Source organism: Nocardia noduli, assembly GCF_019038455.1.
In the GTDB taxonomy this organism is placed as follows: Bacteria; Actinomycetota; Actinomycetes; order Mycobacteriales; family Mycobacteriaceae; genus Nocardia; species Nocardia noduli.
On the sequence record NZ_JAFMPL010000011.1, the window covers coordinates 1 to 24,335 of the forward strand.

Annotated in this window: 24 protein-coding genes; 12 read left to right on the top strand and 12 right to left on the bottom strand. The window is 68.0% G+C overall.

Annotated elements, in window-relative coordinates:
• The 4 genes from JZ792_RS09190 to JZ792_RS09205 form a co-directional block, all read right to left on the bottom strand.
• Positions 1-836, bottom strand: an 836-nt coding sequence (locus JZ792_RS09190) for a serine/threonine-protein kinase (RefSeq protein ID WP_216908860.1), incomplete at its 3' end; no start/stop codon positions are given.
• A gap of 121 nt (positions 837-957) precedes the next feature.
• Positions 958-1,737 carry a hypothetical protein gene (locus JZ792_RS09195; protein ID WP_216908862.1) on the bottom strand — a complete coding sequence of 260 codons (780 nt, stop codon included), beginning with the start codon at positions 1,735-1,737 and terminating at the stop codon, positions 958-960.
• Positions 1,734-2,294 (bottom strand): hypothetical protein, encoded by a 561-nt coding sequence (locus tag JZ792_RS09200; RefSeq protein WP_308165218.1) that lies wholly within the window; start codon positions 2,292-2,294, stop codon positions 1,734-1,736. The genes JZ792_RS09195 and JZ792_RS09200 overlap by 4 nt, the downstream gene beginning before the upstream one ends.
• A gap of 103 nt (positions 2,295-2,397) precedes the next feature.
• Positions 2,398-2,880, bottom strand: coding sequence for a MarR family winged helix-turn-helix transcriptional regulator (locus tag JZ792_RS09205; RefSeq protein WP_216908864.1), 483 nt, complete (start codon positions 2,878-2,880; stop codon positions 2,398-2,400).
• 73 nt (positions 2,881-2,953) lie between these two features.
• On the opposite strand from JZ792_RS09205, the gene JZ792_RS09210 reads away from it, so the two are divergent.
• The gene (locus tag JZ792_RS09210; protein WP_216908866.1) at positions 2,954-4,399 is read left to right on the top strand and encodes an MFS transporter; all 1,446 of its coding nucleotides are present in this window, start codon (positions 2,954-2,956) and stop codon (positions 4,397-4,399) included.
• 10 nt (positions 4,400-4,409) lie between these two features.
• On the opposite strand, the gene JZ792_RS09215 is transcribed toward JZ792_RS09210, so the two are convergent.
• Complete coding sequence (locus JZ792_RS09215) at positions 4,410-5,402, bottom strand: helix-turn-helix transcriptional regulator (protein WP_216908876.1); 993 nt, start codon at positions 5,400-5,402, stop codon at positions 4,410-4,412.
• An 85-nt stretch (positions 5,403-5,487) separates the two neighbouring features.
• On the opposite strand from JZ792_RS09215, the gene JZ792_RS09220 reads away from it, so the two are divergent.
• The 4 genes from JZ792_RS09220 (at position 5,488) to JZ792_RS09235 (ending at position 9,173) form a co-directional block, all read left to right on the top strand.
• Positions 5,488-6,141 carry a TIGR03086 family metal-binding protein gene (locus JZ792_RS09220; protein ID WP_216908878.1) on the top strand — a complete coding sequence of 218 codons (654 nt, stop codon included), beginning with the start codon at positions 5,488-5,490 and terminating at the stop codon, positions 6,139-6,141.
• A gap of 95 nt (positions 6,142-6,236) precedes the next feature.
• Complete coding sequence (locus JZ792_RS09225) at positions 6,237-6,845, top strand: CHAP domain-containing protein (RefSeq protein WP_216908880.1); 609 nt, start codon at positions 6,237-6,239, stop codon at positions 6,843-6,845.
• A 278-nt stretch (positions 6,846-7,123) separates the two neighbouring features.
• Complete coding sequence (locus JZ792_RS09230) at positions 7,124-8,269, top strand: hypothetical protein (protein ID WP_254189558.1); 1,146 nt, start codon at positions 7,124-7,126, stop codon at positions 8,267-8,269.
• 196 nt (positions 8,270-8,465) lie between these two features.
• Positions 8,466-9,173 carry a DUF1906 domain-containing protein gene (locus tag JZ792_RS09235; protein WP_216908884.1) on the top strand — a complete coding sequence of 236 codons (708 nt, stop codon included), beginning with the start codon at positions 8,466-8,468 and terminating at the stop codon, positions 9,171-9,173.
• 18 nt (positions 9,174-9,191) lie between these two features.
• Here JZ792_RS09235 and JZ792_RS09240 read toward each other — a convergent pair whose 3' ends face one another.
• Entirely contained in the window at positions 9,192-9,551 is a 360-nt protein-coding gene (locus tag JZ792_RS09240) for a hypothetical protein (RefSeq protein ID WP_216908886.1), read from the bottom strand.
• A gap of 130 nt (positions 9,552-9,681) precedes the next feature.
• Positions 9,682-10,461, bottom strand: coding sequence for an Rv1157c family protein (locus JZ792_RS09245; RefSeq protein WP_216908888.1), 780 nt, complete (start codon positions 10,459-10,461; stop codon positions 9,682-9,684).
• A gap of 400 nt (positions 10,462-10,861) precedes the next feature.
• Between JZ792_RS09245 and JZ792_RS09250 the strand changes: the two genes are divergently transcribed.
• A complete protein-coding gene (locus tag JZ792_RS09250) occupies positions 10,862-12,124 on the top strand; it encodes a mannosyltransferase (RefSeq protein WP_308165220.1) in 1,263 nt (420 codons plus the stop codon).
• On the opposite strand, the gene JZ792_RS09255 is transcribed toward JZ792_RS09250, so the two are convergent.
• Complete coding sequence (locus tag JZ792_RS09255) at positions 12,063-12,359, bottom strand: 4a-hydroxytetrahydrobiopterin dehydratase (RefSeq protein ID WP_216908890.1); 297 nt, start codon at positions 12,357-12,359, stop codon at positions 12,063-12,065. The two genes, JZ792_RS09250 and JZ792_RS09255, sit on opposite strands and share 62 nt — an antisense overlap.
• A gap of 142 nt (positions 12,360-12,501) precedes the next feature.
• Entirely contained in the window at positions 12,502-12,678 is a 177-nt protein-coding gene (locus tag JZ792_RS09260) for a hypothetical protein (protein ID WP_216908892.1), read from the bottom strand.
• A gap of 156 nt (positions 12,679-12,834) precedes the next feature.
• Here JZ792_RS09260 and typA point away from each other — a divergent pair, with 156 nt between their 5' ends.
• From typA to JZ792_RS09285, 5 genes are all read left to right on the top strand, one after another.
• On the top strand, positions 12,835-14,730 hold the full coding sequence (gene typA / locus JZ792_RS09265; protein WP_216908902.1) for a translational GTPase TypA: 1,896 nt from the start codon (positions 12,835-12,837) through the stop codon (positions 14,728-14,730).
• Between the two features lie 222 nt (positions 14,731-14,952).
• The gene (locus tag JZ792_RS09270) at positions 14,953-16,698 is read left to right on the top strand and encodes an ABC transporter family substrate-binding protein (protein WP_216909106.1); all 1,746 of its coding nucleotides are present in this window, start codon (positions 14,953-14,955) and stop codon (positions 16,696-16,698) included.
• On the top strand, positions 16,695-17,570 hold the full coding sequence (gene mshB, locus JZ792_RS09275) for an N-acetyl-1-D-myo-inositol-2-amino-2-deoxy-alpha-D-glucopyranoside deacetylase (protein ID WP_308165221.1): 876 nt from the start codon (positions 16,695-16,697) through the stop codon (positions 17,568-17,570). The genes JZ792_RS09270 and mshB overlap by 4 nt, the downstream gene beginning before the upstream one ends.
• A 128-nt stretch (positions 17,571-17,698) precedes the next feature.
• A complete protein-coding gene (locus tag JZ792_RS09280) occupies positions 17,699-17,857 on the top strand; it encodes a hypothetical protein (protein ID WP_198654518.1) in 159 nt (52 codons plus the stop codon).
• Entirely contained in the window at positions 17,854-18,354 is a 501-nt protein-coding gene (locus tag JZ792_RS09285; RefSeq protein WP_216908914.1) for a hypothetical protein, read from the top strand. Before JZ792_RS09280 ends, JZ792_RS09285 begins: the two co-directional genes overlap by 4 nt.
• Positions 18,355-18,363: 9 nt before the next feature.
• On the opposite strand, the gene JZ792_RS09290 is transcribed toward JZ792_RS09285, so the two are convergent.
• Complete coding sequence (locus JZ792_RS09290; RefSeq protein WP_308165222.1) at positions 18,364-20,199, bottom strand: APC family permease; 1,836 nt, start codon at positions 20,197-20,199, stop codon at positions 18,364-18,366.
• Between the two features lie 195 nt (positions 20,200-20,394).
• Between JZ792_RS09290 and JZ792_RS09295 the strand changes: the two genes are divergently transcribed.
• Complete coding sequence (locus JZ792_RS09295; protein WP_216908918.1) at positions 20,395-21,960, top strand: FAD-binding oxidoreductase; 1,566 nt, start codon at positions 20,395-20,397, stop codon at positions 21,958-21,960.
• A gap of 13 nt (positions 21,961-21,973) precedes the next feature.
• On the opposite strand, the gene JZ792_RS09300 is transcribed toward JZ792_RS09295, so the two are convergent.
• Positions 21,974-23,566 (bottom strand): PH domain-containing protein, encoded by a 1,593-nt coding sequence (locus JZ792_RS09300; protein WP_216909108.1) that lies wholly within the window; start codon positions 23,564-23,566, stop codon positions 21,974-21,976.
• A gap of 92 nt (positions 23,567-23,658) precedes the next feature.
• Positions 23,659-24,156 carry a PH domain-containing protein gene (locus tag JZ792_RS09305; RefSeq protein ID WP_216908920.1) on the bottom strand — a complete coding sequence of 166 codons (498 nt, stop codon included), beginning with the start codon at positions 24,154-24,156 and terminating at the stop codon, positions 23,659-23,661.
• Between the last annotated feature and the right edge of the window lie 179 nt (positions 24,157-24,335).

Consider the following 24,335-nt stretch of genomic DNA (forward strand, 5'->3'; position numbering starts at 1 on the left):
ACGAAGGAGTGGGGTGCGGTGAGCACCTGGGTGAGCAGGTGATCGACCTGCTCGGCCGACGGCCGGTGATTCGGATCGGCCACCAGGATCGCCTGGAGCACCGGGGTCAGCGGACCCGCGCGATGGGGGACGGGGACCGTGCCCTGGAGGACGGCGGCGAGGGTGGCGACGGTGGTGTCGCGCCGCATGGGGTGGTACCCCTCGACCGCCAGGAACAGCACGATGCCGAGCGACCACAGATCCGACGCCGGGTTGCCCTCCTGCCCGCCGAGACGTTCCGGGGCGATGAATTCCAGTGAACCGACGAGATTGCCGGTGCCGGTCAATCCGGTGGCGTCGTGCAGCGCGGCGATGCCGAAGTCGGTGAGTACGGGCGAACCGTCCTCGCGCAACAGCACATTCGCGGGTTTGATATCGCGGTGCAGCACACCCACCTGGTGGGCGGCGCGCAGACCCGCCAGGATCCCGCGCCCGATCTGCGCGGCCCGGTCCGGCGGAATCGGCCCCTGGGCGAACAGATCGGAGAGGGTGCGGCCCCGCACCAGTTCCATCACGATCCACGGGTGCGCCGGGGGCGGGGAGTCGACGATATGGTGCACGGCCACCACATTCGGGTGGCCGATCCGGGCCAGCGCCCGCGCCTCGCGCAGCACCCGCTCGCGCTGCACGCCGGGTGCCCCGCCCTGCCCCTCCGGTTCGAGCGGACGGACCTCCTTCAGCGCGACCTCACGGTGCAAGGCCAGATCGTAGGCCCGCCACACCGTTCCCATGCCACCGCTACCGAGCGGCTCGAGCAACTCGAAACGCCCGTCGACCACTGTCCGCCCGGAATTCACGGCGCAAGCCTATGTGGCGCGGGGCGGCGACGCGAGAGCGCGGTGTGCCGGGACGGCACGCCGAACCGCCCGAGCGCGGCCGTGCTCGTCGCGCTCGGGCGGTTCGGTGGTGCGGTCCAGGTCAGGAAGTGGGCGAAAGGAGCTGATTGAAGAACGCGCGGTAGCTGCGCAGCGCGTGCCGCAGTGATTCGGTGTCCGGGTCGTCGGACCACCGGTCCGCGATGATCTCCTTGCGTTCGGCGTAGGTACTGGTGAGTTCGTGGATCAGCTCGGCGACGAGGTCGTCGGCGCGGGACACGGCGTCACGGGGATCATCGACGAAGGTGCCCTGGAGGTCGCGCCACCGTCCCCGCAACTGCTCCAGGGACTGCTCGTCGAACAGCGGGACCACGGCGTCGTCGTCGGGAGCCGGGCTCTGCTGTCGCACGACCGGCTCGGATTCGGCGCTCTCCTCGACGGTGTCGACGCCCGGTTCGGGCTCGTCGGTGGCGATCAGGTCACGTTCGGTGTCGGCGGTGTGCGCGGCATCCGCGTCGGCTGCCGCGCGGTCGGGCTCGGGGAGATCCGCCTCGGATTTCGCCGCGTTCTCCTCGTGCGTCCCGACGCCGCTGCCGGTGCCGTATTCGTCATCGGCCGACAGACGTCCGGTTTCCCCGTCGTCCGCGCTCGATCCGCTCCCGGCGACGAAGACCTGCCCGTCGTCGTCGACCGAGGACGGCGTCCGTCCGGTCTCGGTATCCCTGGTCTCGGCGTCGATGACCTCGGCGTCGATCACCTCGTGCTCGCCGGGATCGAAACTGTCGGCGGCACCGGAATGCCCGTGCGTGTTGTCGGTGTTGTCGATATCGGCCGGGTCCTCGGTGAGCGAACCGGTGCGGTTGCGGTCGTATTCGGTGCTCATGACACTGTGTCCTTCTTGTGCGTGGTGTGGCTGCCGTTCGTCAGATCGAGGAACAGGGCGCGGTAGTGCACGAGGGCGGTGCGAAGGTCCTCGGTGCTCGCCTTGCCGTCGGCATGTTCGATCGCGATGGCGTGGGCGGCGCGGTAGTGGTCCAGAGTCGCCGCGTGTTCCACGGAAAGGTCGGCGACCTGCTGGTCGAAACCTTCGGTCGGGTACCCGCGTTCGGCCATCACATTCGTGACCAGCTTGTCGGCCGCGCCGACGGCGTCGGCGGGCTCGTCGACGAACCGTTCCTGCACGCTCGCCCATTCGGCGGTGAACTCTTCCTTGCGTTCGGGCGTCAGGTCACGCAGTTCGAGTTCGTCGTGCCTGCGTTCCCGTTGCGCCAGTTCGCGTTCGGCGGCGCGGCGATCTTCGGTCTCTTCCACCGCGCGCTCGTATTCCGGGCCGAATTTGTCGCGCAGACGCTTCCTGCGTAGATACGGGGGCACCAGCACGGCCGCACCGACCAGCACGACCACGACGACGATGACAACTACCAGGATTCCGGAAGACACGGGGTTCTCCTTCTACGAGCCTCTTGTCCCGGTAGTGCCTCGAAATTCGCTCTTCAAACCTACGACCGCGCATTTCGCCCGGCCGTGATCGAAGACGGTTCGGTTAGTTCTCCTCGAGTGGCCGCGGCCACCGGTTGTGCTCGAGCGCCTCGATGGACTGGTTGAAACGTGTGATCAGCGAACTCAATTGGGCCACGTCGGGCTCCGCCCAGTCGGCGACGACATTGCCGATGCCCTCGTAGCTGCGGGAGCGATCGTCGTTCAGCGCTCGCAATCCCTTGTCGCTGGCGCGGATCTTGCGTGCGATACCGCCGTCCGGATCCGATTCGCGTTCCACCAGATCCTGTTTGAGCATGGCGGCGATCTGTCGGTTGATGGTCGAGATGTCCAGCTGGAGCGCGTCTGACAACTCGCGAAGGCTCAGCGGGGCGTCGAGTTCGAGCCGGGTCAGGATGACGTAGGCGGAACGGTCGAGCTGGAATCCGGGACGGCGCAACATGGAAGCGGGGTAGTGCCGGGAGAGCAGCGTCAGTTCGAAGACGAGCCGCCGCAGCGCCGTGCTGTCGACGCGGGCCTGGTCTGACATTGCACCACTATGTCGGTCCGATGTCGGCAAAGCAAATTGTGCACCATACATATTGTGTGTACCGTACACATACATGTCCATCACCGCCGACGCGTCCGCGACCGTCCCCAGCGCCGACGATCAGCGGCGGCCGTCACCCGCGGTACTGATCGCGACGCTCGGCACGGTCGGCATCGTCGTCTCGCTCATGCAGACGCTGGTCATCCCGATCATCCCGTTGCTGCCGTCGCTGCTGAACGCCTCCGCCGCCGATGCCTCCTGGGTCATCACCGCGGCGCTGCTCGCGGGTGCGGTGTTCACCCCGATCAGCGGCAGGCTCGGCGATATGTTCGGCAAACGCCGGGTGCTGCTGGCGAACCTGCTCATGATGATCGCGGGTTCGGTGATCTGCGGGGCCTTCTCGTCGCTGGTGCCGGAGATCATCGGCCGGGCCTTGCAGGGCGCGGCGATCGGCGCGATTCCGCTCGGGATCAGCATCATGCGCGACGAACTGCCCGCCGAGCGGGTGGGGTCGGCGATGGCGATCATGAGTGCGACGCTCGGCGTCGGCGGCGCGGTCGGCCTGCCCGCCGCGGCGTTCATCGGGCAGAACGCGGACTGGCACGTGCTGTTCTGGACCGCGGCCGGACTCGGTGTCGTGTGCGCGATCCTGGTCTTCGTCCTGGTGCCGGAATCGCCGGTGCGCACGCCGTCGCGTTTCGATTTCGGCGGTGCCGTCGGGCTGTCGATCGCGCTGCTGTGCCTGCTCATCGCGATCACCAAGGGGGCGGACTGGGGTTGGGCCAGCCCCTCGATCCTGGGGCTGTTCGCGATCTCGCTCCTGGTCTTCCTCGGCTGGGGCTATTTCGAACTTCGTCAGCGCGCGCCACTGGTCGACCTGCGGGTATCGGCCCGGCCCCGGGTGCTTTTCACCAACCTCGCGTCCATCGGGGTCGGCTTCTCGCTCTACGCCATGTCGCTGAGCTTCCCGCAGCTGCTGATGGCCCCCGAGGGCACCGGCTACGGATTCGGGCTGACGATGGTCAACGCCGGTCTTGTCCTCGCACCCGCCGGTCTGGTGATGATGCTGCTCTCACCGGTATCGGCGCGGTTGACCGCGGCGCGCGGGCCCAAGGTGACCCTGATGCTCGGCGCCGGGGTGATCGCGGCCGGATACCTGTCCGCGGTGGTCATGATGAACGGCGTCTGGCAGATCATGCTCGCGTCGGTGATCGTCTCCGGCGGTGTCGGACTCGCCTACGCGGCGATGCCCGCGCTGATCATGGGCGCGGTGCCGATCACCGAGACCGCGGCGGCCAACGGCCTGAACTCGCTCATGCGCTCGATCGGCACCTCCACCTCCGCCGCGGTGATGAGTGTGGTGCTCGCCCATATGACCTTCGTGTACGCGGGCCACTCCCTGCCCTCGCGCGAGGGATTCCACACCACCTTCTTCATCGCCATGTCCGCCGCGATCCTGGCCGTCGTGCTGACGGCCTGCATTCCGATGGGCCGCAAGATCGAGAAGGTCGCGATCTGATCCGACGGCGTCACCCGGGGACGTCGGCCACCGCTTCGGTGTAGCGCCGCGCCAGGGTACGCAGGTGCTCGACGAGTTCGGGCGGTCCGTCCACGCGGAAGTCCATCATCAGCATGCTCAGGTAGATGGCGATGGTTTCCAGCGCGTCCGCGCCGGTGAGCAGTGCGCAACTGCGGTCGTCCACCGGTTCCACCACCCCGACGGCCGGATTGATCCGCGCGATCACCGTCTCCGCCGGGGCCAGGACCGTCACCCGCGCGTGCACCTTCCATCCGGTGCTGGCGATATCGCGCATCACGAACGCCACCGGATCTTCCCCCGGCAGCGCGCGTGCGGCGAAGCGGCGTTCCCCCGGCGTCGCCCGCGAGATCCTGGCGACGGGAATCGCGCGCCAGCTGTGGGTTCGCAGCGAATAGGCGACCAGGTACCAGCGGCGCTGCCAGTTGATCAACCGATACGGCTCGATCTCGGCGGCGTCGGAACCGGTCTCGGTGTCCTCGATGTCGACCAGCACCGTCGCGCCGTCCCTGACGGCGCTCGCGAGGGTGGTGAGCAGCGTGGCGGGCACCGGTGCGTCGGGTTCGCGCGAACCCGTCGTCGCGGGGCCGATATCGGTCGCGGTGCCGAGTGCGGTGACCTTGCGCTGGAGTCGTTTCGGCAGGATCTGCTCCAGTTTGGCCAGCGCGCGGCCCGCGTGATCGGTGATATCGGTCAGTCCGGTCGAACCGTCCTCCGCGAGTCCGATGGCGACCGCGACCGCGACGGCCTCGTCGTCGTCGAGTAGCAGCGGCGGCATCGTCGTGCCGCGGCCGAGGCGGTATCCGCCGACGGCGCCGCGCGTGGCGTGCACCGGGTAGCCGAGTTCGCGCAGTCGCCGGATGTCGTTGCGCAGGGTGCGATCGGTGACGCCGAGCCGTTCGGCGAGTTCGCGCCCGGTGTGCGCGCGGTCCTGCAACAGTCCAAGCAGACGCAGCACTCGCGATGTGGTCCGCGCCACATTCATCCCCGTTCCTATTAGGAAAGAAACAAGCCTAATAGGGTCATACGCTCATGTCAGCACCGAGAACAACCCGACCGAAAGGGCCGACATGAACACCACCGCCGCCTCCCAGAACACCGCCTCCCTGAACACCGTCTGGCGCACCGTCCTCGCCGAGTCCTATCGCGCGCTCGAAGACGCGGTCGCAGGCGTCGGCGACGATCAGTGGCAATCGCCGACTCCCTGCTCCGAGTGGACCGTCACCCAGGTGGTTCAGCACGCGGCGGGCGATCAGCTCGCCTACGCGGCGTCCCTCGGTTTCGGCGTCGGCCCGGCCTACGACCCGTTCGACCCGTCCGGTGAACTCGCCGACGCACCGCTTGCACTCGTCCGCGCCGCCATCGAGCCGACCGCTCTGGCCTGGTCCACCGTCACCGACGAAACCCCGACCGTTCCCACTCCGCTGCCGCACGGCGAGCTGCCGACCGCCGTCGCCGCCGTGCTGTGCGCCCTCGACGCCGCCGTTCACGCCTGGGATATCGCCGTCGCGACCGGCGGCCCCTCCCCGCTGACCGATGAACTCGCCACCCACCTGCTCACCGCCGCGCGCACCGTCAACCCCGGCCCCGGCGGTAGCCCGGACATGGAGATCGTCGAGCCGCTGCGGCAGTGGGGCGCGTATTCGGCGGTGCTCGACGGCGAACCCGGTGACGGCCCGGTCGAGGAACTGCTGCGCTACCTGGGTCGCGACCCGCGCGGCTGAACCCCGGTCGGTTCGCGACCGGGGATGGGGAACCGTACGGCCCGCTCGTTCGTCCAATTCATGAGGCCGAGGGTCGGCCGTGACGGCGGGGGAGTATGTCGCAAGGACAATCGACGAGGACGCGCGCGGGTCTGTGGATCACCGTGGGGATTTTGGCGGTCGCGCTCGCGGCCGGTGCGGCGCTCGGGGTGCGCTGGTGGCAGTCGCACAACCCGAGGGCGGCCGTCGTGGGGGAGAGCCCGGCCGAATTCCCGGCCATCGATCGCGCCGCCCTCGATCCGGCGCAGGCACGGCTGGTCGCGGTCGTCGAGCGCGAATTCGCCGATCCCGGTGACGGCACCAAATATTCCGAGGGCGTGGACGAACCGTGGTGCGCCGATTTTGTGAGTTGGGTCATGCGGGAGGCGGGCGTGACGCTGGAGAATCCGCATTCGGGATCGTGGCGGATCCCCGGTGTCTACACCCTCCAGGAGTACTACCAGAACGCGGGCCGCTTCACCCCGATCGCCGCCGATTATCGGCCGCGCACCGGTGACGTGCTGTTATACGGCGACGGCAGTCCGTTCACCCAGCACACCAATATCGTTCTCGAGGTCGAGAACGGGCTCGTCACCACCATCGGCGGCAACGAGTTCGGCGAGGTGAGGATCCATCGGTTCGCCCTCGCCGGGGTGGCGGGGGTGGTCGGATTCGGACGACTGTGAGAGTCATTGCCGCTCAGCCGAAATGGTCGGCGCGGGCGGGTTCGGTGAGTCCGCCTCGAGGACTTACCATGGAGTAGTCAGCGCCCGGCAGCGCTGTCACCCGGAGCCCCGCTGTGTTTCCCCCTCATCAACATGGCGGGGCTCCACCTCGTGAGCTGGTCTCTCGTCGGTATTCGCACCGGACGGGCGCAAACCCGACCGCGTCGATGGGAATTCCGGCTCGCGTAGCGTGTCCGATGTCCCGTCCACAGGTAAGGGTTCCGGAACACATGCAGCCGATGACGCAGCAGTCCGACGAAACGAGCGGTGATCCGATCTGGATCGATTACGCCGAATTCGGCGAGCGCTTCGTCACCCACGCGGTGACCGAGGAGCGGATCGTCGCGGCGGTATCGGGAATCGCGGGCCGAGGTATGACGATCGGCCCCTTCTCGATCGGCCCCGCCGGTCTCGCCGGATTCGTGGCCGAGGGCAAAGTCGGCGAGCCGGTGCTGTTCCGGCACGACCCGCACGTCGTCTTCGAACTCACCGTCCCGCTCTCGCTCGCGGTGAAAGTGCTGCTCGGCGGACGCAGACTGCGTTTGACGGCCGTGGTCGAAATCGATCTGACACTGCACGCGCGCACCGCCGATCCGGTGCTCGTCGTCATCGATATCCCGCCGATCAGCGCCCGCGACGTCAGTTTCGTGCTGCGCGCGCAGGCCCTGGACTCGGTGGGGGAATGGTTACTCGATCCCATCGCGGGCATGGTGCAGCGCGAGGTCGCCAACCGGGTGAACGCCATGCTCGACGAACCGCAGGCCCGGCGCGGCCGGGTGTTCGATATCGAGGCGCTGGTCGGGGGCACCCGCTCCGAACATCGTGAGCGGGCCGAATTCGACTGGATCGATTACGGCAGGTTCGGTACGAACTTCTTCCACCACGTCGTCACCCGCGACCGGGTCTTCGATGTGGTCGAGCGGATGGCGGGGCGCGCGATCGATGTCGGTCCGTTCCGTACGGGTCCGGGCCGGAAGGCCACGGTCACCGTCCGCGGCGCGATCAGGGTCCCCAAGCTGACCGCGCGCCCGGTCGAGGATCCCGAGCACGAGCCGGTCCGATTCGATCTGATGTTGCCGGTGAGTCTGGACATCACCGTCGACGTGCTCAAGGCCAACCACTACCGCGTCGATGTCGAGGTCCCGCTGGTCCTGACCGCGCGTGCCGCGGACCCGCTACGCCTGGTGATCGATGTGACGCCGCCCGATCCGGACGATATCCGGATGGAGTTCAAGGCGCAGGGCATGCGCGCGGCCACCCTCGGTGCACTCGCGGGCATCAAGAAACAGATCGTCGCCCAGGTCGCGCGGGTCGTGCGGACCGAGTTGGACGACAGCTCCCAGCGAACCATCGATGTGGCCGCGCGGATCGACACCATCGCCTGATCGTGACGCCTGTGGCGAGTGTGATGAGTGTTTCCGATGGGTCTGGCGGTTCCAATGTGAATGTGGTGAAATTAGTACACGTTCGAGGCTCCCGGCGCGCGATCTACCTTGGGGAAGGTGCGCCGGGCACGCTGCTTCCTGCTGCTTCTGAGACCGTCCGATGTCGTCGTTCGGGGGGAGCGCGAAGGAGTCTGCGATGCGTTCGTTGGACCTGTCCCGCCGTGAACTTTTCGCCCTGACCGCCGCCGCGGCCGTGGTCGGCATCACCGCACCCACCGCCACCGCCGCGGGTGAACTCGGCACCCTCATCGATTACGCGGGCGGTGTGCCCGACGCCGAGGCGATCCGCGCCGCGGGCCACGTCGGCGTCATCCGCTACGTCTCCGATCGCCGCCCCGGCGCGGAATGGATGACGGGCAAACCGCTGCGCGCCGCCGAAGTCGACGCGCTGCACGAGGCCGGTCTGACCATCGTCTCCAATTACCAGTACGGCAAGGGCGCGACCGCGGACTGGCGCGGCGGACTCGAAGCGGGCAAACGTCATGCCGCCCGTGGTCTGGAACTGCATCGCGCGGCAGGCGGCCCGGACGATCGGCCCATCTACGCCTCGATCGACGACAATCCGTCCGCGGTCGACTTCGCCACGATGATCGCGCCCTATCTACTCGGCTGGGAATCGGTACTCGGCAAGGAGAACGTCGGTATCTACGCGAATTCGCCGACCATCGACCTGGCCCGTATCGCCGGTCTCGGTTCCTGGTATTGGCAGCACAACTGGGGAACGCCGAAGGGTTTCGTCCACGCGGCCGCGCATCTGCATCAATTCGAGATCGACAAACGCGCGGTGGACGGTATCGGCGTCGACCTCAACGCGGTGCTTCGGCCCGAATATGGTCAGTGGTAGCGGCGGCGCGTTCCGTGCTCACGTCTGGCAGTGCGAGACCGGAGTAATCCGCAGATCGGGTTCGTCGTCGGGAACGACTCGCAGATTCGGGCGTGAATCCGGCGCGTCGTGATCGCCCTGCCACGAGAACAACGACCACCGGGACAGACCGGAGAAGGCCGACCCCAGGCTGCCGAACGAGCCGGAGGATATCGCCGAACCGAAGGATCCGACCGATCCGATCGACAGAATCGACCCGACACTGCCGATCGACAGGATCGAATACGCGGAACCGATGGACAGGATGGAACCCTCCGAGCGGATGGACAGTATCGATCGGCGAGATCGCCTGCTTCGCATCGAACGGTCGGGACGAACGGTTCCATCGACAGTCGCCATGACTTCGGTCTACCACAGCGCCCGGGCCGGTACACGCCTTCGCCCGGATCGGCGTGCGTGTCGTCGGCGTGGCAACGAAGAACCGCCTGCCACCGGATGACGGTGGCAGGCGGTTCGGTTCGAAGAGGGATCAGACGGTGAAGAATCCCAGCGTCGGGAGGAACGAGCAGGTGCGCGGCTCCGCGTCCTCGGCCTTGGTGGTCAGCGAGCCGCCGACGACCGCGACGATACGACCCGAACCGGTGTTGGCGATCGCCGACAGGGTGGCGGGGCCGTCCGGGTTGATCTTGGCCTCGTCGGTCAGCGCCTGAACACCGCTCTGACGGGTGTCGAGGTTGAGCCACTGCACCGTCATCGGCGGATTCTGCGCGACGGTCGGCGCCTTGGTGCCGAGCGCGGTGAAGACGAATCCGGTCTGTCCGGCCGCGGGTCCGGGCGGCGGCAGCTGCGCCGGGCCGGGGACGGCGAGTGCGGTGCCCACCGAATCGGCGGAGGCGCTGATGCACCCCTTGCCGATGGTCGGGTACAGGAACTGGGCGATGACCGGCCCGTCCTGGGGGACCTCGGGACCGCCGCCGCCGCTGCCGTCCAGGAACGTGATGATCCGTTCCAGGGTCGACTTGATCTGCGGCGGCAGGTTCAGGGTCGCCAGCAGCGCACGCGCCTGGGCGAGAATGGCTGACTGCGGGCCGTCCGCGATATCGGCGGGCCCTGCGATCGAGCCGACGATCGCGGGGGTAAGCGCGGCCAGCGCGTCTACCGGAACACCCTCGGGAACCATGGGGATGTTGTTCGGGACCGCGGCGGGCGCGGGCGCGGGCGCCGCCAAAGCGGTCGGCGCGGCAAGCGAAGCACTCGCCGCCAGGGCGAGAGCGGACAATGCAATCCGCGTTCCTCGGGTGCGAAGCACTGGTCTAGCCGTCCTTACCTTCGGGTACATCTGGAGCGATGCAAAAAGCCATCGTTTCGGGGTCACTCTAGGGACAACGCCACCGAGTTGTACAGCTGCGATGTCCGACAGGTGCGTGGACGAACAGTGTTATCGGAACGTAGCCCCTCGCCGGTGTTACTGGTCGGAAAGGTGATGCAAATGTTACCTGCGAGTATTCAACCACCGAGAGGCGGTGCACGGGACGCCGTGAGCGAGACCGAACCGAAATCCGACGACGTCTCGGATTCGTACGTCCGATCGGGTGGATCGGGGCTCCGGTTAATGTAGTCGCAGCCTTCGGCACTTGTCGCCGAACACACCGAACATTTTTCCGACGGGTCGAAGAAGACGGCTCGCACCGACGTCGAAAGCATGCGATGTGAACCGAGAGAGCGCTCGGACGGACAGCCGTCCGGCCGCCGCACCCCTACGGCTGGCCGTGCTCGCGCTCGCTCTGTCGGTGCTGGCTCGGCTGCTGTGGATGCTGCTGTCGGACAACGGGATGAATCTCGTCGATCTGCACGTCTACGTCGGCGGTTCGGCCGATCTGCTGACCGATCGGCTCTACGACTACACCTACGCGGAGAAGACGCCGGACTTCCCGCTGCCCTTCACCTATCCGCCCTTCGCGGCGCTGGTCTTCTTCCCGCTGCACTATCTGCCGTTCACCGCGGTCGCCATCGGCTGGCTGCTCGCGACGGTCGCGGCGCTGTACGGGGTGGTGTGGATCAGCCTCGAACTCGTTCTCGGCCGGGAACGGCTGCGTGCGCCGGGGTGGCGGGTGGCCGCCATCGGCTGGACCGCCGTCGGCCTCTGGCTCGAACCGGTGCGGACCACGATCGACTACGGCCAGGTCAACGTCTTTCTCGTACTCGGCGCCATGGTCGCGGTGCGGAGTTCACGGTGGTGGTTGTCGGGCGGGTTGGTCGGGATCATCGCCGGTATCAAGCTGACACCGGCGATCACCGGTCTGTATTTCGTGGCGCGTCGGCGCTGGGCCACGGTGGTGTGGTCGGCGGCGGTGTTCGGTGCGACGGTCGGGGTCAGCTATCTGATCAACAATCACGAGGCGACGCGGTACTTCGGCACGCTGCTCGGCGACGCCGACCGGATCGGGCCGGTCGGCTCGGTGTGGAACCAGTCGATTCGCGGGACGCTGAGTCGCATACTCGGCCACGACGTCGAATCGGGGCCGTGGTGGATCGCCTCCGCGCTCGTGGTGGCCGTACTCGCGTACTTCGCCTGGCGCGCACTCGATTCCGACGACCGGCTCGGCACCCTGGTGATCGTCCAGTTGTTCGGGCTGATGGTGTCGCCGATCTCGTGGTCGCACCACTGGGTGTGGCTGCTGCCGACGGTCCTGTGGCTGGTCTACGGACCGCTGCGGCACGCGCCGGGCGCCCGCGTACTCGCCGGCTACTGGCTGGTGACGATGCTGGTCGGCGTGCCGTGGGTGCTGTCGTTCTTCCAGCCAACGATCTGGGAGATCTCCCGTCCCGGCGTGCTGTCCTGGCTCGGCGCGGTCGATGTGCTCGGGGTGCTGGTCTTCTACGGGTGGGTGATCCGCTCGGGTCGGCTGCTCAGGAGAATCGCGGAGCCAGTCGATCGATCTCGTGAGCCAGCGATACGTCCAGTCTCGTGAGTCCGCCCGCGGAGTGGGTGGACAGCGCGAAGGTGATCTTGCGCCAGCGGATATCGATATCGGGATGATGGTCGGCCGCCTCGGCGACCTCGGCGACGGCGCCCACCAGTTCGATACCGGACAGGAACGAGCCCGCCTCCAGGGTGCGGGTCAGCGTCGATCCGGTGCGGGTCCAGTCGGGGAGCGTGGCGACGGCTTCGGCGATCTCGGATTCGGTCAGCAGTTCGGTGCTCATGATCCGGTTCTACCCCGCCTCGCGCGGTTTCATCGCGATCCCACGCGTGGATGCGCGATCGGTGTCCGGATAGTCGTGAATCTCGCGTTCGCCGATGCGGGCGTGTCGGCGCGCGACGACAGGTGTGCCGCGAGTTCGCCGGTCAGGCCGCGCGCGCTTGTTTGAGTGCCTTCTTGAGATCCTTGCCACAGCAGCCCGCGGCCTCGGCCTTCTTCATACGCATAATGACCACAGGGCATTTCACGCAGCGCGTCTTCTTGCGACAGCACTTCTTCTTGGGTTTCAACGAGGAAACCTTGTTTGCTTTGACCTTGCCCACGATGGTTAGCATACCCTTACTAGAGTGCCGGGGGATCAGGGGTGGTGCCCCGGGCGGTAAGGTGTAAACCTGGCCGCAATGCCCGGTGAGTTTCGATTCTCCACCTGTTTGCAGGGGTCGGCCCGAACCTATACCCAACAGCAGGAGGATTGAGGCGTGTCGTCACGCGATTTTCGCAACGTCGCCATCGTGGCCCACGTCGACCACGGTAAGACGACGTTGGTCGACGCCATGCTTCGTCAGTCGGGCGCGTTCGCCGAACGTGCCGAACTGGTCGACAGGGTGATGGATTCCGGTGATCTGGAGCGCGAGAAGGGCATCACCATTCTCGCCAAGAACACCGCCGTGCACCGGCACAACCCGGACGGATCGGTGACTGTGATCAACGTCATCGACACTCCGGGGCACGCCGACTTCGGTGGCGAGGTCGAACGCGGCCTCTCGATGGTCGACGGCGTGGTGCTGCTGGTCGACGCGTCCGAGGGGCCACTTCCGCAGACCCGATTCGTGCTGCGCAAGGCACTTGCCGCGTCGTTGCCGGTGATCCTGGTCGTCAACAAGACCGACCGGCCCGACGCCCGGATCGCGGAGGTCGTCGAGGAGAGCCACGATCTGCTCCTCGATCTGGCCTCCGATCTGGACGACGCCGCCGCCGAGGCCGCCGAACTGGCCCTCGATCTGCCGGTGCTCTACGCCTCCGGGCGCGAGGGCAAGGCGTCGCGGGAACAGCCGGAGAACGGCAACGCCCCCAGCGCCGAGAACCTCGACGCGCTGTTCGACGTGCTGATGGAGTACATCCCGGCGCCCAAGGGCGATCCGGCGGCTCCGTTGCAGGCGCACGTCACCAACCTCGACGCCTCGGCATTCCTCGGCCGCCTCGCGCTGGTCCGCATCTACAGCGGTGAACTGCGCAAGGGGCAGAACGTGGCGTGGATGCACGCCGACGGCGTCAAGCAGGTCAAGATCACCGAACTGCTCCAGACCATCGGTGTGGAGCGTCAGCCGGGCGAACTCGCCGTCGCCGGTGACATCGTCGCCATCGCGGGCATCTCCGACATCATGATCGGCGACACCCTGGCCGACGTCGAGAACCCGGTCGCGCTGCCTCGCATCATGGTCGACGAGCCCGCGATCTCGGTCACCATCGGCACCAACACCTCGCCGCTCGTCGGCCGGGTGCAGGGACACAAGCTGACGGCCCGGATGGTGAAATCGCGTCTGGACGCGGAACTGGTCGGCAACGTCTCGCTGCGGGTGCTCGATATCGGTCGCCCCGACGCCTGGGAGGTGCAGGGCCGCGGTGAGCTGGCGCTGGCCATCCTGGTCGAGCAGATGCGCCGCGAGGGCTTCGAGCTGACCGTCGGCAAGCCGCAGGTGGTCACCAAGCAGGTCGACGGCAAGATCCACGAGCCCTTCGAAGAGCTGACCATCGACAGCCCCGACGAGTACCTCGGCCCGATCACCCAGCTGCTGGCCGCCCGCAAGGGCAAGATGGTCCAGATGAACAACCACGCCGCCGGATGGGTGCGCATGGAGTTCATCGTCCCCTCGCGCGGACTGATCGGTTTCCGTACCGACTTCCTCACCGAGACCAGGGGCACCGGCATCGCCAACGCCGTCTTCCACGGGTACGCCCCGTGGGCCGGTGAGATCCGGGCCAGGCACACCGGTTCGCTGGTCTCCGACCGCGCGGGCAGCGTGACGCCGTTCGCCATGATCCAGCTCTCCGATCGCGGCCAGTTCTTCGTCGAGCCGGGCGCCGACACCTACGAGGGTCAGGTTGTCGGGATCAACCCGCGTGCGGAGGATCTCGACATCAACGTCACCCGCGAGAAGAAGCTGACCAATATGCGCAGCTCCACCGCCGACGTGTTCGAAACCCTCGCCAAGCCGTTGCAACTCGATCTCGAGAGCGCGATGGAATTCTGCGCGGGCGACGAATGTGTCGAGGTCACCCCGGAGATCGTCCGGGTGCGCAAGGTGATTCTCGGTGCGACCGAGCGTGGCCGGGAACTGTCCAGGCGGAAGGCTCGGGACCGGGCCGCACTGTAGTGCCGACGTTCGGCGATCAACCGGGGCACGATCGTGCCCGCGCCGACACGAACGCCGGATCCGGCGGACCGCGAGCCGATGGCGACCGGTCCGCCGGATCGTGTCCGGCCGGGTCTCGGCGCTTCGGGCGGGGTTACGTCGGCCGGTGGTCGGCCGACGGCGAGGCTGGGTAGAGTGCGCTCCGTGAGCTCGGGGGCAAGACGACGCGCGACGACGCGCACCATGCTGGCAGTGGTGTCGATGATGGCGGTCTCGGTCACGGTGCTGGCCGGTTGCACCGCGAATCCGCCGCCGCCGATCGAGAGCACCGACAGCCCGAAGACGACACCGGCCAAACCGGGCAAGCACACCGTGGTGGTGGCGATCGACGACATCGGCATCGGATTCAATCCGCATCTGCGCGCCGACCAGTCGCCCGCCAACGCCGCGGTGGCCTCGATGGTGCTGCCGAGCCCGTTCCGTCCGGTGCCCAATCCCGCGGTGCCCGGCGCCACCGAGTGGGTGCCGGACACCGCGCTCGTCACCTCGGCCGAGGTGACCGCGCAGGAGCCGTTCACCATCACCTACACGCTGCGCAATCAGGCCAACTGGTCCGACGGGGCGCCGATCGCCGCCGAGGATTTCCGGTACCTGTGGCAGCAGATGATCACCCAGCCCGGTGCGGTCGATCCGGCGGGCTACCGGCTGATCGATGACGTGAATTCCTCCGGCGGCGGCAAAACCGTCACGGTGACCATGAATCAGCCGTATCCGGCGTGGCGCGAACTGTTCGTCGACCTGCTGCCCTCGCATCTGCTGAAGGATTCGCCCGGCGGATTCGTCAACGGACTGGAGGAGCCGAGCCAGGTCTCCGGCGGCAATTTCGCGATCAAATCGGTGGATCGCGGACGCGACGAGATCCTGCTCGAACGCAACGACCGGTACTGGGGAACACCCGCCGCGCCGGATCAGATCCTGTTGCGCCGCGGCGGAACTCCCGCGCAACTCGCGGAATCACTGCGCACCGGTGACGCGCAGATGGCGCTCGTGCACGGCGGCGTCGCCACCCAGGCGCAACTGGCGGCGATTCCCTCGGTGCGTACCGCGATCATGCCGCAGTCGCGCGAACTGCAATTCGTCTTGAACGGGCGCAGTGGGGATCTCGGTGATCCCCGGGTCCGGCGCGGTGTGGTGGCGCTGCTCGATCCCGCGCTGCTCGCCACCGTCGGCGCGCAGACCGGCGGCTGGGTGGAGCCGGTCAGGGCGCAGATCCTGACACCGTCCGATCCCGGTTACCTCCCGACCGCGCCCCCGCGCGCCACCTCCGAAGAGGCGTTCGCCCTGCTCGCCGAGGCGGGTTATGCCCGCGCGCCCGAGCAGCCGACAGCGTCGTCGCCGACCTCGCCCGCGCCGAAGCCGAGGACCGTCGCGAAGAACGGCAAACAACTGGTCATCCGGATCGGCGCGGTGACCAACGACGCGACCGCGCTCGCGGTCGCCAATACCGCCGCCGACCAATTGCGCAGCGCCGGAATCGATGCCAGTGTCCGTAGCCTCGCCGCCGACGCGCTCTACGGTAAGGAAGTCGTCGAGAGCGGTGTCGACGCGCTGGTGGGCTGGGAGGTCGCTGGCAGCGATCCCGCGACCGTGCTGGCCTCGCGCTACGGCTGTCCGCCCGTCGCCGATCCGGCCGTGACCGACAGCGAGGCGCGCGCCGCGGTCGAAGCTGCGCGCCGCGCGCCGAGCAATCTGTCCGGGGTGTGCGATCCCGCGCTGCAACCGGGGATCGACGGCGCGCTGCGCGGTATCGACGTCGGCAGGACGCTCGCCGACGCCGAGCCCAGCCTGTGGAATCTGGCGACGGTGCTGCCGATCGTGCAGGACAACGTCGTCGCGGCCTCGGGCCCGTGGGTCGACGGCGCGTCGCTCAGCGGTGCGATCCAGGTCGGCATCTTCGGCGACGCCGCGATGTGGAGACGGATTCCGTGACCGGCGGCCTGCTGCTGGTCCACGCCCATCCCGACGACGAATCCATCACCACCGGCGGCACCATCGCCCACTACCGTCGTCTGGGGGTACCCGTCACCGTGGTGACCTGCACTCTCGGCGAGGAGGGCGAGGTCATCGGGGATCAGTGGGCGCGACTGGTGGCCGATCGGGCCGACCAACTCGGCGGCTACCGGATCCTCGAATTGACCAGGGCCCTGGCCGCGTTGGACTGCGCGCCCCCGCGTTTCCTCGGCGGAGCCGGGCGGTGGCGTGACTCCGGAATGGCCGGAACCCCGTCGGCCGAGAACCCGAGGGCCTTCATCCATTCCGGTGCCGAGGCCGTCGACGCGCTCACCGAGATCGTGCTGGAACTGCGCCCCGACGTGGTGATCGGCTACGACCCGCGCGGCGGTTACGGTCATCCGGATCATGTTCGCGCACACCGGATCACGACCGACGCGGTACACGCGGCGGCCGAACGCGGTTGGGACACACCGAAGTTCTACTGGACGGTCACCGACGGCGAGATGCTCCGCCTGCACACCGAGGTGCTCGCCCGCCGCACGGTCGAAGGACTTCCCGGCGCGCTCCCGAAAGGCTGGCGGCTGCCCGCCGTGGACGAATTGGCCAGTGTGCCCGGCCATTCGGTGACGACGACCATCGAGGTATCCGACGTGCTCGCCGCCAAACGCGCCGCGCTGCGCGCCCACGCGACCCAGGTGACGGTCGCCCCTTCCGGCCGAGAGTTCGCCCTGTCGAACAATGTCGTGCAGCCGGTCCTGCCCGAGGAGCACTACATCCTGGTTCGTGGCGAACGCGGCCCGACCGGATCGGACGGCCGCGAACACGACCTGTTCGCGGGACTCGACTGAGATCCGGGTATCCGGGAGCCGTGGATCCGAGCTGTGACAGGAGCCGGAGTGCTGCGATGGCGGTAGGGGCCGGAGCCTGTGGGAAGAGGGCCACGACCCGCGAATGTCCAGCGGAATAGACTCGTCATATGTACAACTGGCATCTCCAGGACGCCATCGTGGCGTTCGTGGACAGCATGAAGCCGAACTGGCCGGCGCAGCACGAGCTGTACATGTCGGTGCTGTACACGTTCGTCGACATGCAGAGCCACCTGCTGTCGCTCCTCGGCTATCCGCCGGTGTCGTGACGGCCACCGTCGACAAGCGGCCCGGAGCGTCCGGCGCCGCTGGAAATCGCCCGGCGGGAATTCCGGCCGTCGCGCTGATGACGGTGCTGGTCCTCAGCGGCCTGTTCACCCTGGTGTTCGAGGTGCTCTACCTGCCGGTCTACCTCGGTAGCGGCAGCCTGCCCGCTCCGGAACCGGAGGTCGTCGCCGCGCCCGCGGGTCTCGCGAGCGTCCTGACCGAAGGGGCGGTCGCCTTCCCGATCACGGCGCTGTTGGCCGCTGTGCTGAACGTCGCGTTGGTCGCGGCGATGCGCACCCTCACCGACCGGCCGGGGATCGCGCTGCTCCCGGTGCTCGCCTGGGCGGTCGGTTTCTTCGCGTGTTCGGTCAGCGGTCCCGGTGGCGACATCATGCTGATCAGCGACTGGCCGACGCTGCTCCTGCTCCTGTGCGGACTCGGCCCGCCGCTGGCCTACACCTACCTCCGAACCGGTCCGCAGGCATCGCGCCCGAGTTGAACCGCCCGGTCAGTCGACCCGCACCGCCAGGGTGGCGACCACCGCGTCGGTACGGGCGCGCAGCGCGGCCGCCAGGACCGGTCCCCGGGGATTGTGGAGCGGCCGGTGCCACCAGCGACGCGGCTCGACCTGGGCGAGCAGCACGGTGACCTCGTGACCGGCGGCGGTCTGTTTGCGGACGTATCCCACCAGGGTCGCGACGAGGCTGCGGTGCGGACAGGGCAGCACGGTCAGTGGGATGCCGGGATCCCACTGCTTCCACTGCGCGCTGAGCCGGGTGATCGACTCCTGGTCGATCGCCGCCGCGACGGCGACGATCTCGCCGCGCATCCGCAGCGCGGCCTGGAGAGCGCGCGCGGTCACCTCACTCATCGTGACCACCGGGACGATCACCATCTCCCGCGCGACCGGCGCCTGCCTCGGCCGCGCGGGCAGGACGCCGAGATGTAGTTGATCGGCGATCCCCCGGTAGTACCCCTCGGTCCTGGCGAACAGGATGATCAGGGCCGGGATGATGATCAGCAGCAGCCACGCGCCCTCGGTGAACTTCTCCGCGAGCAGCACCACCGCGGCGACGGCGGTGAGGACCGCGCCGAAGCCGTTGAGCGCGGCGCGCGACACCCAGCCCGATCCCCGGTCCCGCCACCAGTGCCGCACCAAACCGGTCTGACACAGCGTGAACCCGATGAAGACCCCGACCGCGTACACCGGAAGCAATCGATGGGTTTCGGCGTCGACCGCGATCAGTACGAGTGCGGCGACGGCCGCGAGCGCGCCGACCCCGTAGCGGAACACGGGGCGTTCGGAGCGCAGCGCGAACAGCGAGGGGATCCGCCGATCTTTGGCGAGCAGTGACAGCAGGATCGGCAGCCCGCCGAAACTGGTGTTCGCGGCCAGCACGAGCACCGCCGTGACCGCGAGATTGGTCAGATAGAAAAGCCAGCCGGTGCCGAACGCGGCCGCCGACAACTGCGCGAGCACGGTGACGTCCTCACGCGGCACGACCCCGTGCTTACGGATCAGCCACGACAACCCGAGCAGCAGGGTGCCGAGCAGCAGTCCCAGCGCGACCTCGGTGTGCTGGGCGCGGCGCACCCGAGGGGTACGGAACGACGGCACGGCGTTGGCGATGGCCTCGACACCGGTCAGTGCCGAGCAACCCGCGGCGAAAGCCTTGAGCACCAGGATGATTCCGATGGCCGTGATGGGGTCGAAGGGACGGTGCGCTGTTCCGATCACCGCGACCGGATGCGAACGGGTCAGCCCGACCACGATCACCGCGACGATCAGCCCGACGAACAGGATCGCCGGACCCATCAGCACTTTCGCGGATTCGGCCACCCCGATCAGATTGACCACCGTCAGCACCGCCAGGGCGAGCAGCGTGAGCAGCAGCAGATTGTCGGCGAGTTCGGGGAACGCGCTCGCGAGACTGGCCGCGCCCGCGCTGAGACTGACCGCGACGGTGAGCACGTAGTCGACCACCAGACTCGCCGCCGCCAGCAGCGCCGCACCCCGCCCGAGCTGTCGCTTCGACACCGCGTACGCGCCGCCACCGTCGGGATGGACCGCGATCACCTGCCGATACGACAGCACGAGAACCAACAGCAGCGCGGTGATCGCGCAGGCGATCGGAAAGGTCAGCGAGACAGCGGCCGTCCCCGCCGCGATGAGCACCAGCACGATCGCCTCTGGCCCGTAGGCCACGCTGGACAGCGCGTCCAGCGACAGCGCCGCCAGACCACCGACCGCCGTCAGCCGATACTTGTCCCCCCGCTGATGTCGACGGACCCGCCGATCGGCGATCGGCAGCTCCTTGGTCCGCGCGTTCGAGGTCTCGACCACGTCGTCCATTCAACGTCGCCGGAACCCGGCAACCGATCAGCCACACCGCAATGCGCCGGATAGCGCGACCGTCTACCCGTGCCCGGAGCGCCGGCCCCTGGCCGGGATGGCAGCCTCGCGGGGATGTTTCGCGCGGTAACCGACGAACAGCTAGTGTCTGGTTCGCCACACAGACACTTCGAACAGGGGGAACAGATGCCGCTGTCTCGTCGCCGCTTCCTCGCCGCGCCAGTGGTCGGCGCCGCGGTGAGCACGCTGGGCCTGCCGGTCGCGCACGCGGTGGAACCGCGCATGGTGCGGGCGGGCGACGCGGATTACGCGGCGTTGACCACTCGTGGCTACAACCGGCGTTTCACCGCGCGGCCGCAGCAGATATTCGTGCCGGGCAATGCCGAGGAGGTGCGGGTCGCGGTCGAGCGGTCGGTGAAAGAGGGTTCCGCGCTCGCGGTGCGGTCGGGTGGGCACGGGTTCGAGGATTTCGTGGACAACGACCGGACGCGCGCGATCGTCGACCTCCAGCGGTTGAACACGGTGTCGTGGGACGAGACCCATCGCGCGTTCTCGGTGGACGCGGGCGCCGACCTGGGGGCGGTCTACGAGCGGTTGCTCGGCGGCTGGGGTGTGACGCTTCCCGCCGGGATCTGCAAAGGGGTCGGTGCGGGCGGGCATATGAGCGGTGGCGGCTACGGCCCGCTGTCGCGGCGGCTCGGGCTGGTGGCCGATCACCTGTACGGGGTCGAGCTCGTCACGGTCGATTCGAGTGGCGCGGCGTCGGTCGTCGTCGCGACCGAGGACGGTCCGAACGCGGATCTGTGGTGGGCGCATACCGGCGGCGGTGGCGGCAATTTCGGTGTGGCCACGCGTTACCTGCTGCGTTCCTCGGGGTCGGACGGTGTGGATCCGGCCCGCGCGCTGCCGAAACCGCCGGGGACCATGTTGCACACGCGGCTGACGCTGCCGTTCGCGACCGAGGAGTCGTTCGTTCGCCTCGTCGGCAACTACCTGGCGTTCTTCGAACAGCACAGTGCGCCGGGCGACCCGTTCACCGGTCTGTACGCGCCTCTGCACATCAAACCCGGTATCGCGGGTTCGGATGTGCTCGTCCTGCTCGACGGCGACCTGCCCGATGCCGCGAAGATGTTCGACGAGTTCGTCGCCGCGGTATCGGCGGGTGTGACCCCCGGGCTGGTCGGTCCGCCGCCGACCACCTCGTCCTACGCCGACACTCTCGCGAACGTCTACTACGCCAAGGGGATGCCCGGGTTCCGGGTCAAGGCGAAGTCCGCGTATCTGCGCAAGTCGTTCTCGGCCGAACAGTTGCGGACTCTCTACCGCTATATGAGCGATATCCGCTTCCTCGGTGAATCCCAGCTGGAATTCATGCCTTTCGGCGGTGCGACCAATGCGGTGGCCGCCGACGCCACCGCGGTCTCGGCGCGGAATTCGTTCATGAAGCTGCTCATCCATGCCGCGTGGCGTATTCCCGGCGACGACGATCGTCAGATCGCCTGGGCCCGTGAGATGTTCCGCGACGTCTACGCGGCGACCGGTGGCGCGCCGGTGCCGAACGAATCCAACGGCGGCAGCTACATCAACTATCCCGATCCTGATATGGCCGACCGGCAGTGGAACACCTCCGGGGTGCCGTGGCACGGCCTGTACTACGGCGGTAATTACGAACGGCTGCGCGGGGTCAAGGCGACATGGGATCCCGGCAATGTCTTCCAGCATCAACTCTCGATCGGCCGCCCGGACTGGTGAGTGGTCGCCGGATTCAGTTCGTACGCCGAGAAGGCTCCGACGGCGGCGGGCGGGTGCCGAGACGCCCGGGGGTGATCGCCTCGATGAGGGCCCACGCCTCGTCCAGTGGGAGGTCGACCACCAGGTACCGCTTCTTTCCCGCCGCGGTGGCCGCGACGACGGTCGCGACTCCCGATCGGCGCTGCCAGAAGGAGCGGCGGACGGTCCAGCCGATGATGCCGGGGCCTTCGAGGCAGTCGCGGTCCCGGTCGAGTGATCCGGCGCGGGTGATCAGCCAGGCAGGAGTCGACGGTGTCGCGGGGAGGACGGCGTGGCCGAGCCCCCGGTAGCGGTCCTCGGCGAGAGCCATCGCGAACGGAGCGGTCACGGCGGGAATCAGCCACAGCCACGGTGATAGGTCGAGTCCGATGACGGTGAGCAGCAACAGGATCGCGGCGGCGATGAGAGTCGGGGTGAGTGCCCGGGTATAGCGGCGGCGGCGCGCGACGTTGCCGTGGGACGCGAGAGGAACGCTGCCCTGGGCGCTCGTCCGCGGCGAACCGGGGGAGGCGCGGGTCGACAGATCGGACGTATCACCCTGTGCGCCAGTCGTTATCGCGTCCAGGGTATCGGGTATCGCGGCGCGGGAGAGGAGAAGTTCGGCCAGGGTGCGTTCCACGGCGGCGCGGGGCGCCTGCGGCAGGATCTTCTGACGCGCGTTCTCCCCGACCATGATCGCCTCGAGTTCGGCGGCGCCCGACAAACGCAGCAGCAGTGGCTCGTTGACGGTCGCGCCACGGAACCGGGCGAGATCCAGCGTGATCTGTCGTTTGGTGAACAGTCCGTGGCGCAGGTGCAGGGTGCGGCCGTTGTCGAGCACCCTGAGCCCGAAATAGGTTGCGAGATAACGGGTGCAGGCGGCCAGGCTGACCAGTGCGACGATGGCGCCCACCCCGCCGAAGACGGCGAGCACGACCAGTGCGGACGAGCCCTCCTCCAACGAGTGCGCCGCGTCCGATCGGAACACGATATCGCCGAGTCCGTACTGGAATGCCGCGCCGACGATCGGGGCGATCACCGCGAATCCGGTCAGCGACAGCGGCGCGTAACGGACCCACCTCGGCTGCCAATGCCCGATCTCTCGTTCGGTGACCGGCTCGACATCCGGCGCGATGCGGTCGGGAGATTCCGAATCGGTCTGTTCGGCAGCGGGTTTCGCGCTCGCGGTCAGATGATCGACCAGGGTCGCGCGCAAGGCGGGCACCAACGCGCGGTCGAGGGAATCGAGTCGGAACTTCTCGCCCGACTCGGCCTGCTGTCCGGTGCCGATCACCACCACCGACAGTCCGAGCAGTCGATGCAGGAGATCGGATTCGATGTCGACGGAACGGATTCGAGAGCGCGGCACCGACAGTTTGCGGCGCTGGATCAGCCCGGTGCGCAATTCGACGTGGGTCGGGCCGATCCGATAGGTGGTGGTGAACCAGCGGGTGAGGGCGAAACCGATGATCAGGGCGAGCGGGATGAGACTCCAGCCGTGATTGCCGCTGCTCGTGCCGAGGATCAGGGTGCCGACCAGCACCGGAATGAATTTCGCCACCTCGTTGACCGGATGGACCAACAGCATTCGTCTGTCCAGCCGCAACCAACTGTCCTGATCGGGGACGGCGGGTGCGTCGGCGGGGGAGGCGCGGGCGGCCGGGTCGTGGGTCGGTCCACTCACGTCGCGTCCCCGCGGTGCAGCGCCGCGATCTGCGTCAGCCAGGTCACCGTCTCCTCCGCGACCGGCAGATCGAGCGCCTCGATACGTACCGCTCCGGCCGAGGACGCGGTGGTCACGGTCACCGTGGCCAGACCGAGCAGCCGCTCGAGCGGTCCGCGTTCGGTGTCGACGGTCTGCACGCGCGAGATCGGCGCGACCCGGCTCTCCTGGGTCAGCCAGCCGACCCTGGTGTAGACCGCCTCGTCGGTCACCTCCCAGCGGTGCACCGCGTAGCGCCACCACGGCACCAACGTCACGTTGACGATCCCGAGGACGACCGCCACCGCCAGTGCCGCGCCCTGCCAGCCACGATGGCCCGAGTCGAAGAATGCCCAGATCAGCACCGCCGCCACCGCGATCAGCCAGAACACCGCCCCCTGGAGGGCCCACAGGAGTTTGGCCTTCGGGCTCGGTCGCAGTGCCGGATCGGCCAGTACGGTGCTCGGTGGCGACATACAGCCATGTTGGCACGAAATTCCCGCCCTCCGTCGACGCGCCGAAGCGCCCATGGAATAACCGCGCGCCGTCTCGAGGTTGTGTTGCTCACGACTGCGCCGTACGCGGCGCCGCCGTCGTCGTGTGCGCGGTCGCGGCATTGCCGCACGCTCACTCGGGTGCACTGGAGGGAGACAGC

Coding starts and splice junctions, on each gene's coding strand:
- JZ792_RS09195 (WP_216908862.1), bottom strand. CDS start 1,737: ATGAGCACCGAATACGACCGCAACCGCACCGGTTCGCTCACCGAGGAC.
- JZ792_RS09205 (WP_216908864.1), bottom strand. CDS start 2,880: ATGTCAGACCAGGCCCGCGTCGACAGCACGGCGCTGCGGCGGCTCGTC.
- JZ792_RS09210 (WP_216908866.1), top strand. CDS start 2,954: ATGTCCATCACCGCCGACGCGTCCGCGACCGTCCCCAGCGCCGACGAT.
- JZ792_RS09215 (WP_216908876.1), bottom strand. CDS start 5,402: ATGAATGTGGCGCGGACCACATCGCGAGTGCTGCGTCTGCTTGGACTG.
- JZ792_RS09220 (WP_216908878.1), top strand. CDS start 5,488: ATGAACACCACCGCCGCCTCCCAGAACACCGCCTCCCTGAACACCGTC.
- JZ792_RS09225 (WP_216908880.1), top strand. CDS start 6,237: ATGTCGCAAGGACAATCGACGAGGACGCGCGCGGGTCTGTGGATCACC.
- JZ792_RS09230 (WP_254189558.1), top strand. CDS start 7,124: ATGACGCAGCAGTCCGACGAAACGAGCGGTGATCCGATCTGGATCGAT.
- JZ792_RS09235 (WP_216908884.1), top strand. CDS start 8,466: ATGCGTTCGTTGGACCTGTCCCGCCGTGAACTTTTCGCCCTGACCGCC.
- JZ792_RS09240 (WP_216908886.1), bottom strand. CDS start 9,551: ATGGCGACTGTCGATGGAACCGTTCGTCCCGACCGTTCGATGCGAAGC.
- JZ792_RS09255 (WP_216908890.1), bottom strand. CDS start 12,359: ATGAGCACCGAACTGCTGACCGAATCCGAGATCGCCGAAGCCGTCGCC.
- JZ792_RS09270 (WP_216909106.1), top strand. CDS start 14,953: ATGCTGGCAGTGGTGTCGATGATGGCGGTCTCGGTCACGGTGCTGGCC.
- JZ792_RS09280 (WP_198654518.1), top strand. CDS start 17,699: ATGTACAACTGGCATCTCCAGGACGCCATCGTGGCGTTCGTGGACAGC.
- JZ792_RS09295 (WP_216908918.1), top strand. CDS start 20,395: ATGCCGCTGTCTCGTCGCCGCTTCCTCGCCGCGCCAGTGGTCGGCGCC.
- JZ792_RS09300 (WP_216909108.1), bottom strand. CDS start 23,566: ATGCTGTTGGTCCATCCGGTCAACGAGGTGGCGAAATTCATTCCGGTG.
- JZ792_RS09305 (WP_216908920.1), bottom strand. CDS start 24,156: ATGTCGCCACCGAGCACCGTACTGGCCGATCCGGCACTGCGACCGAGC.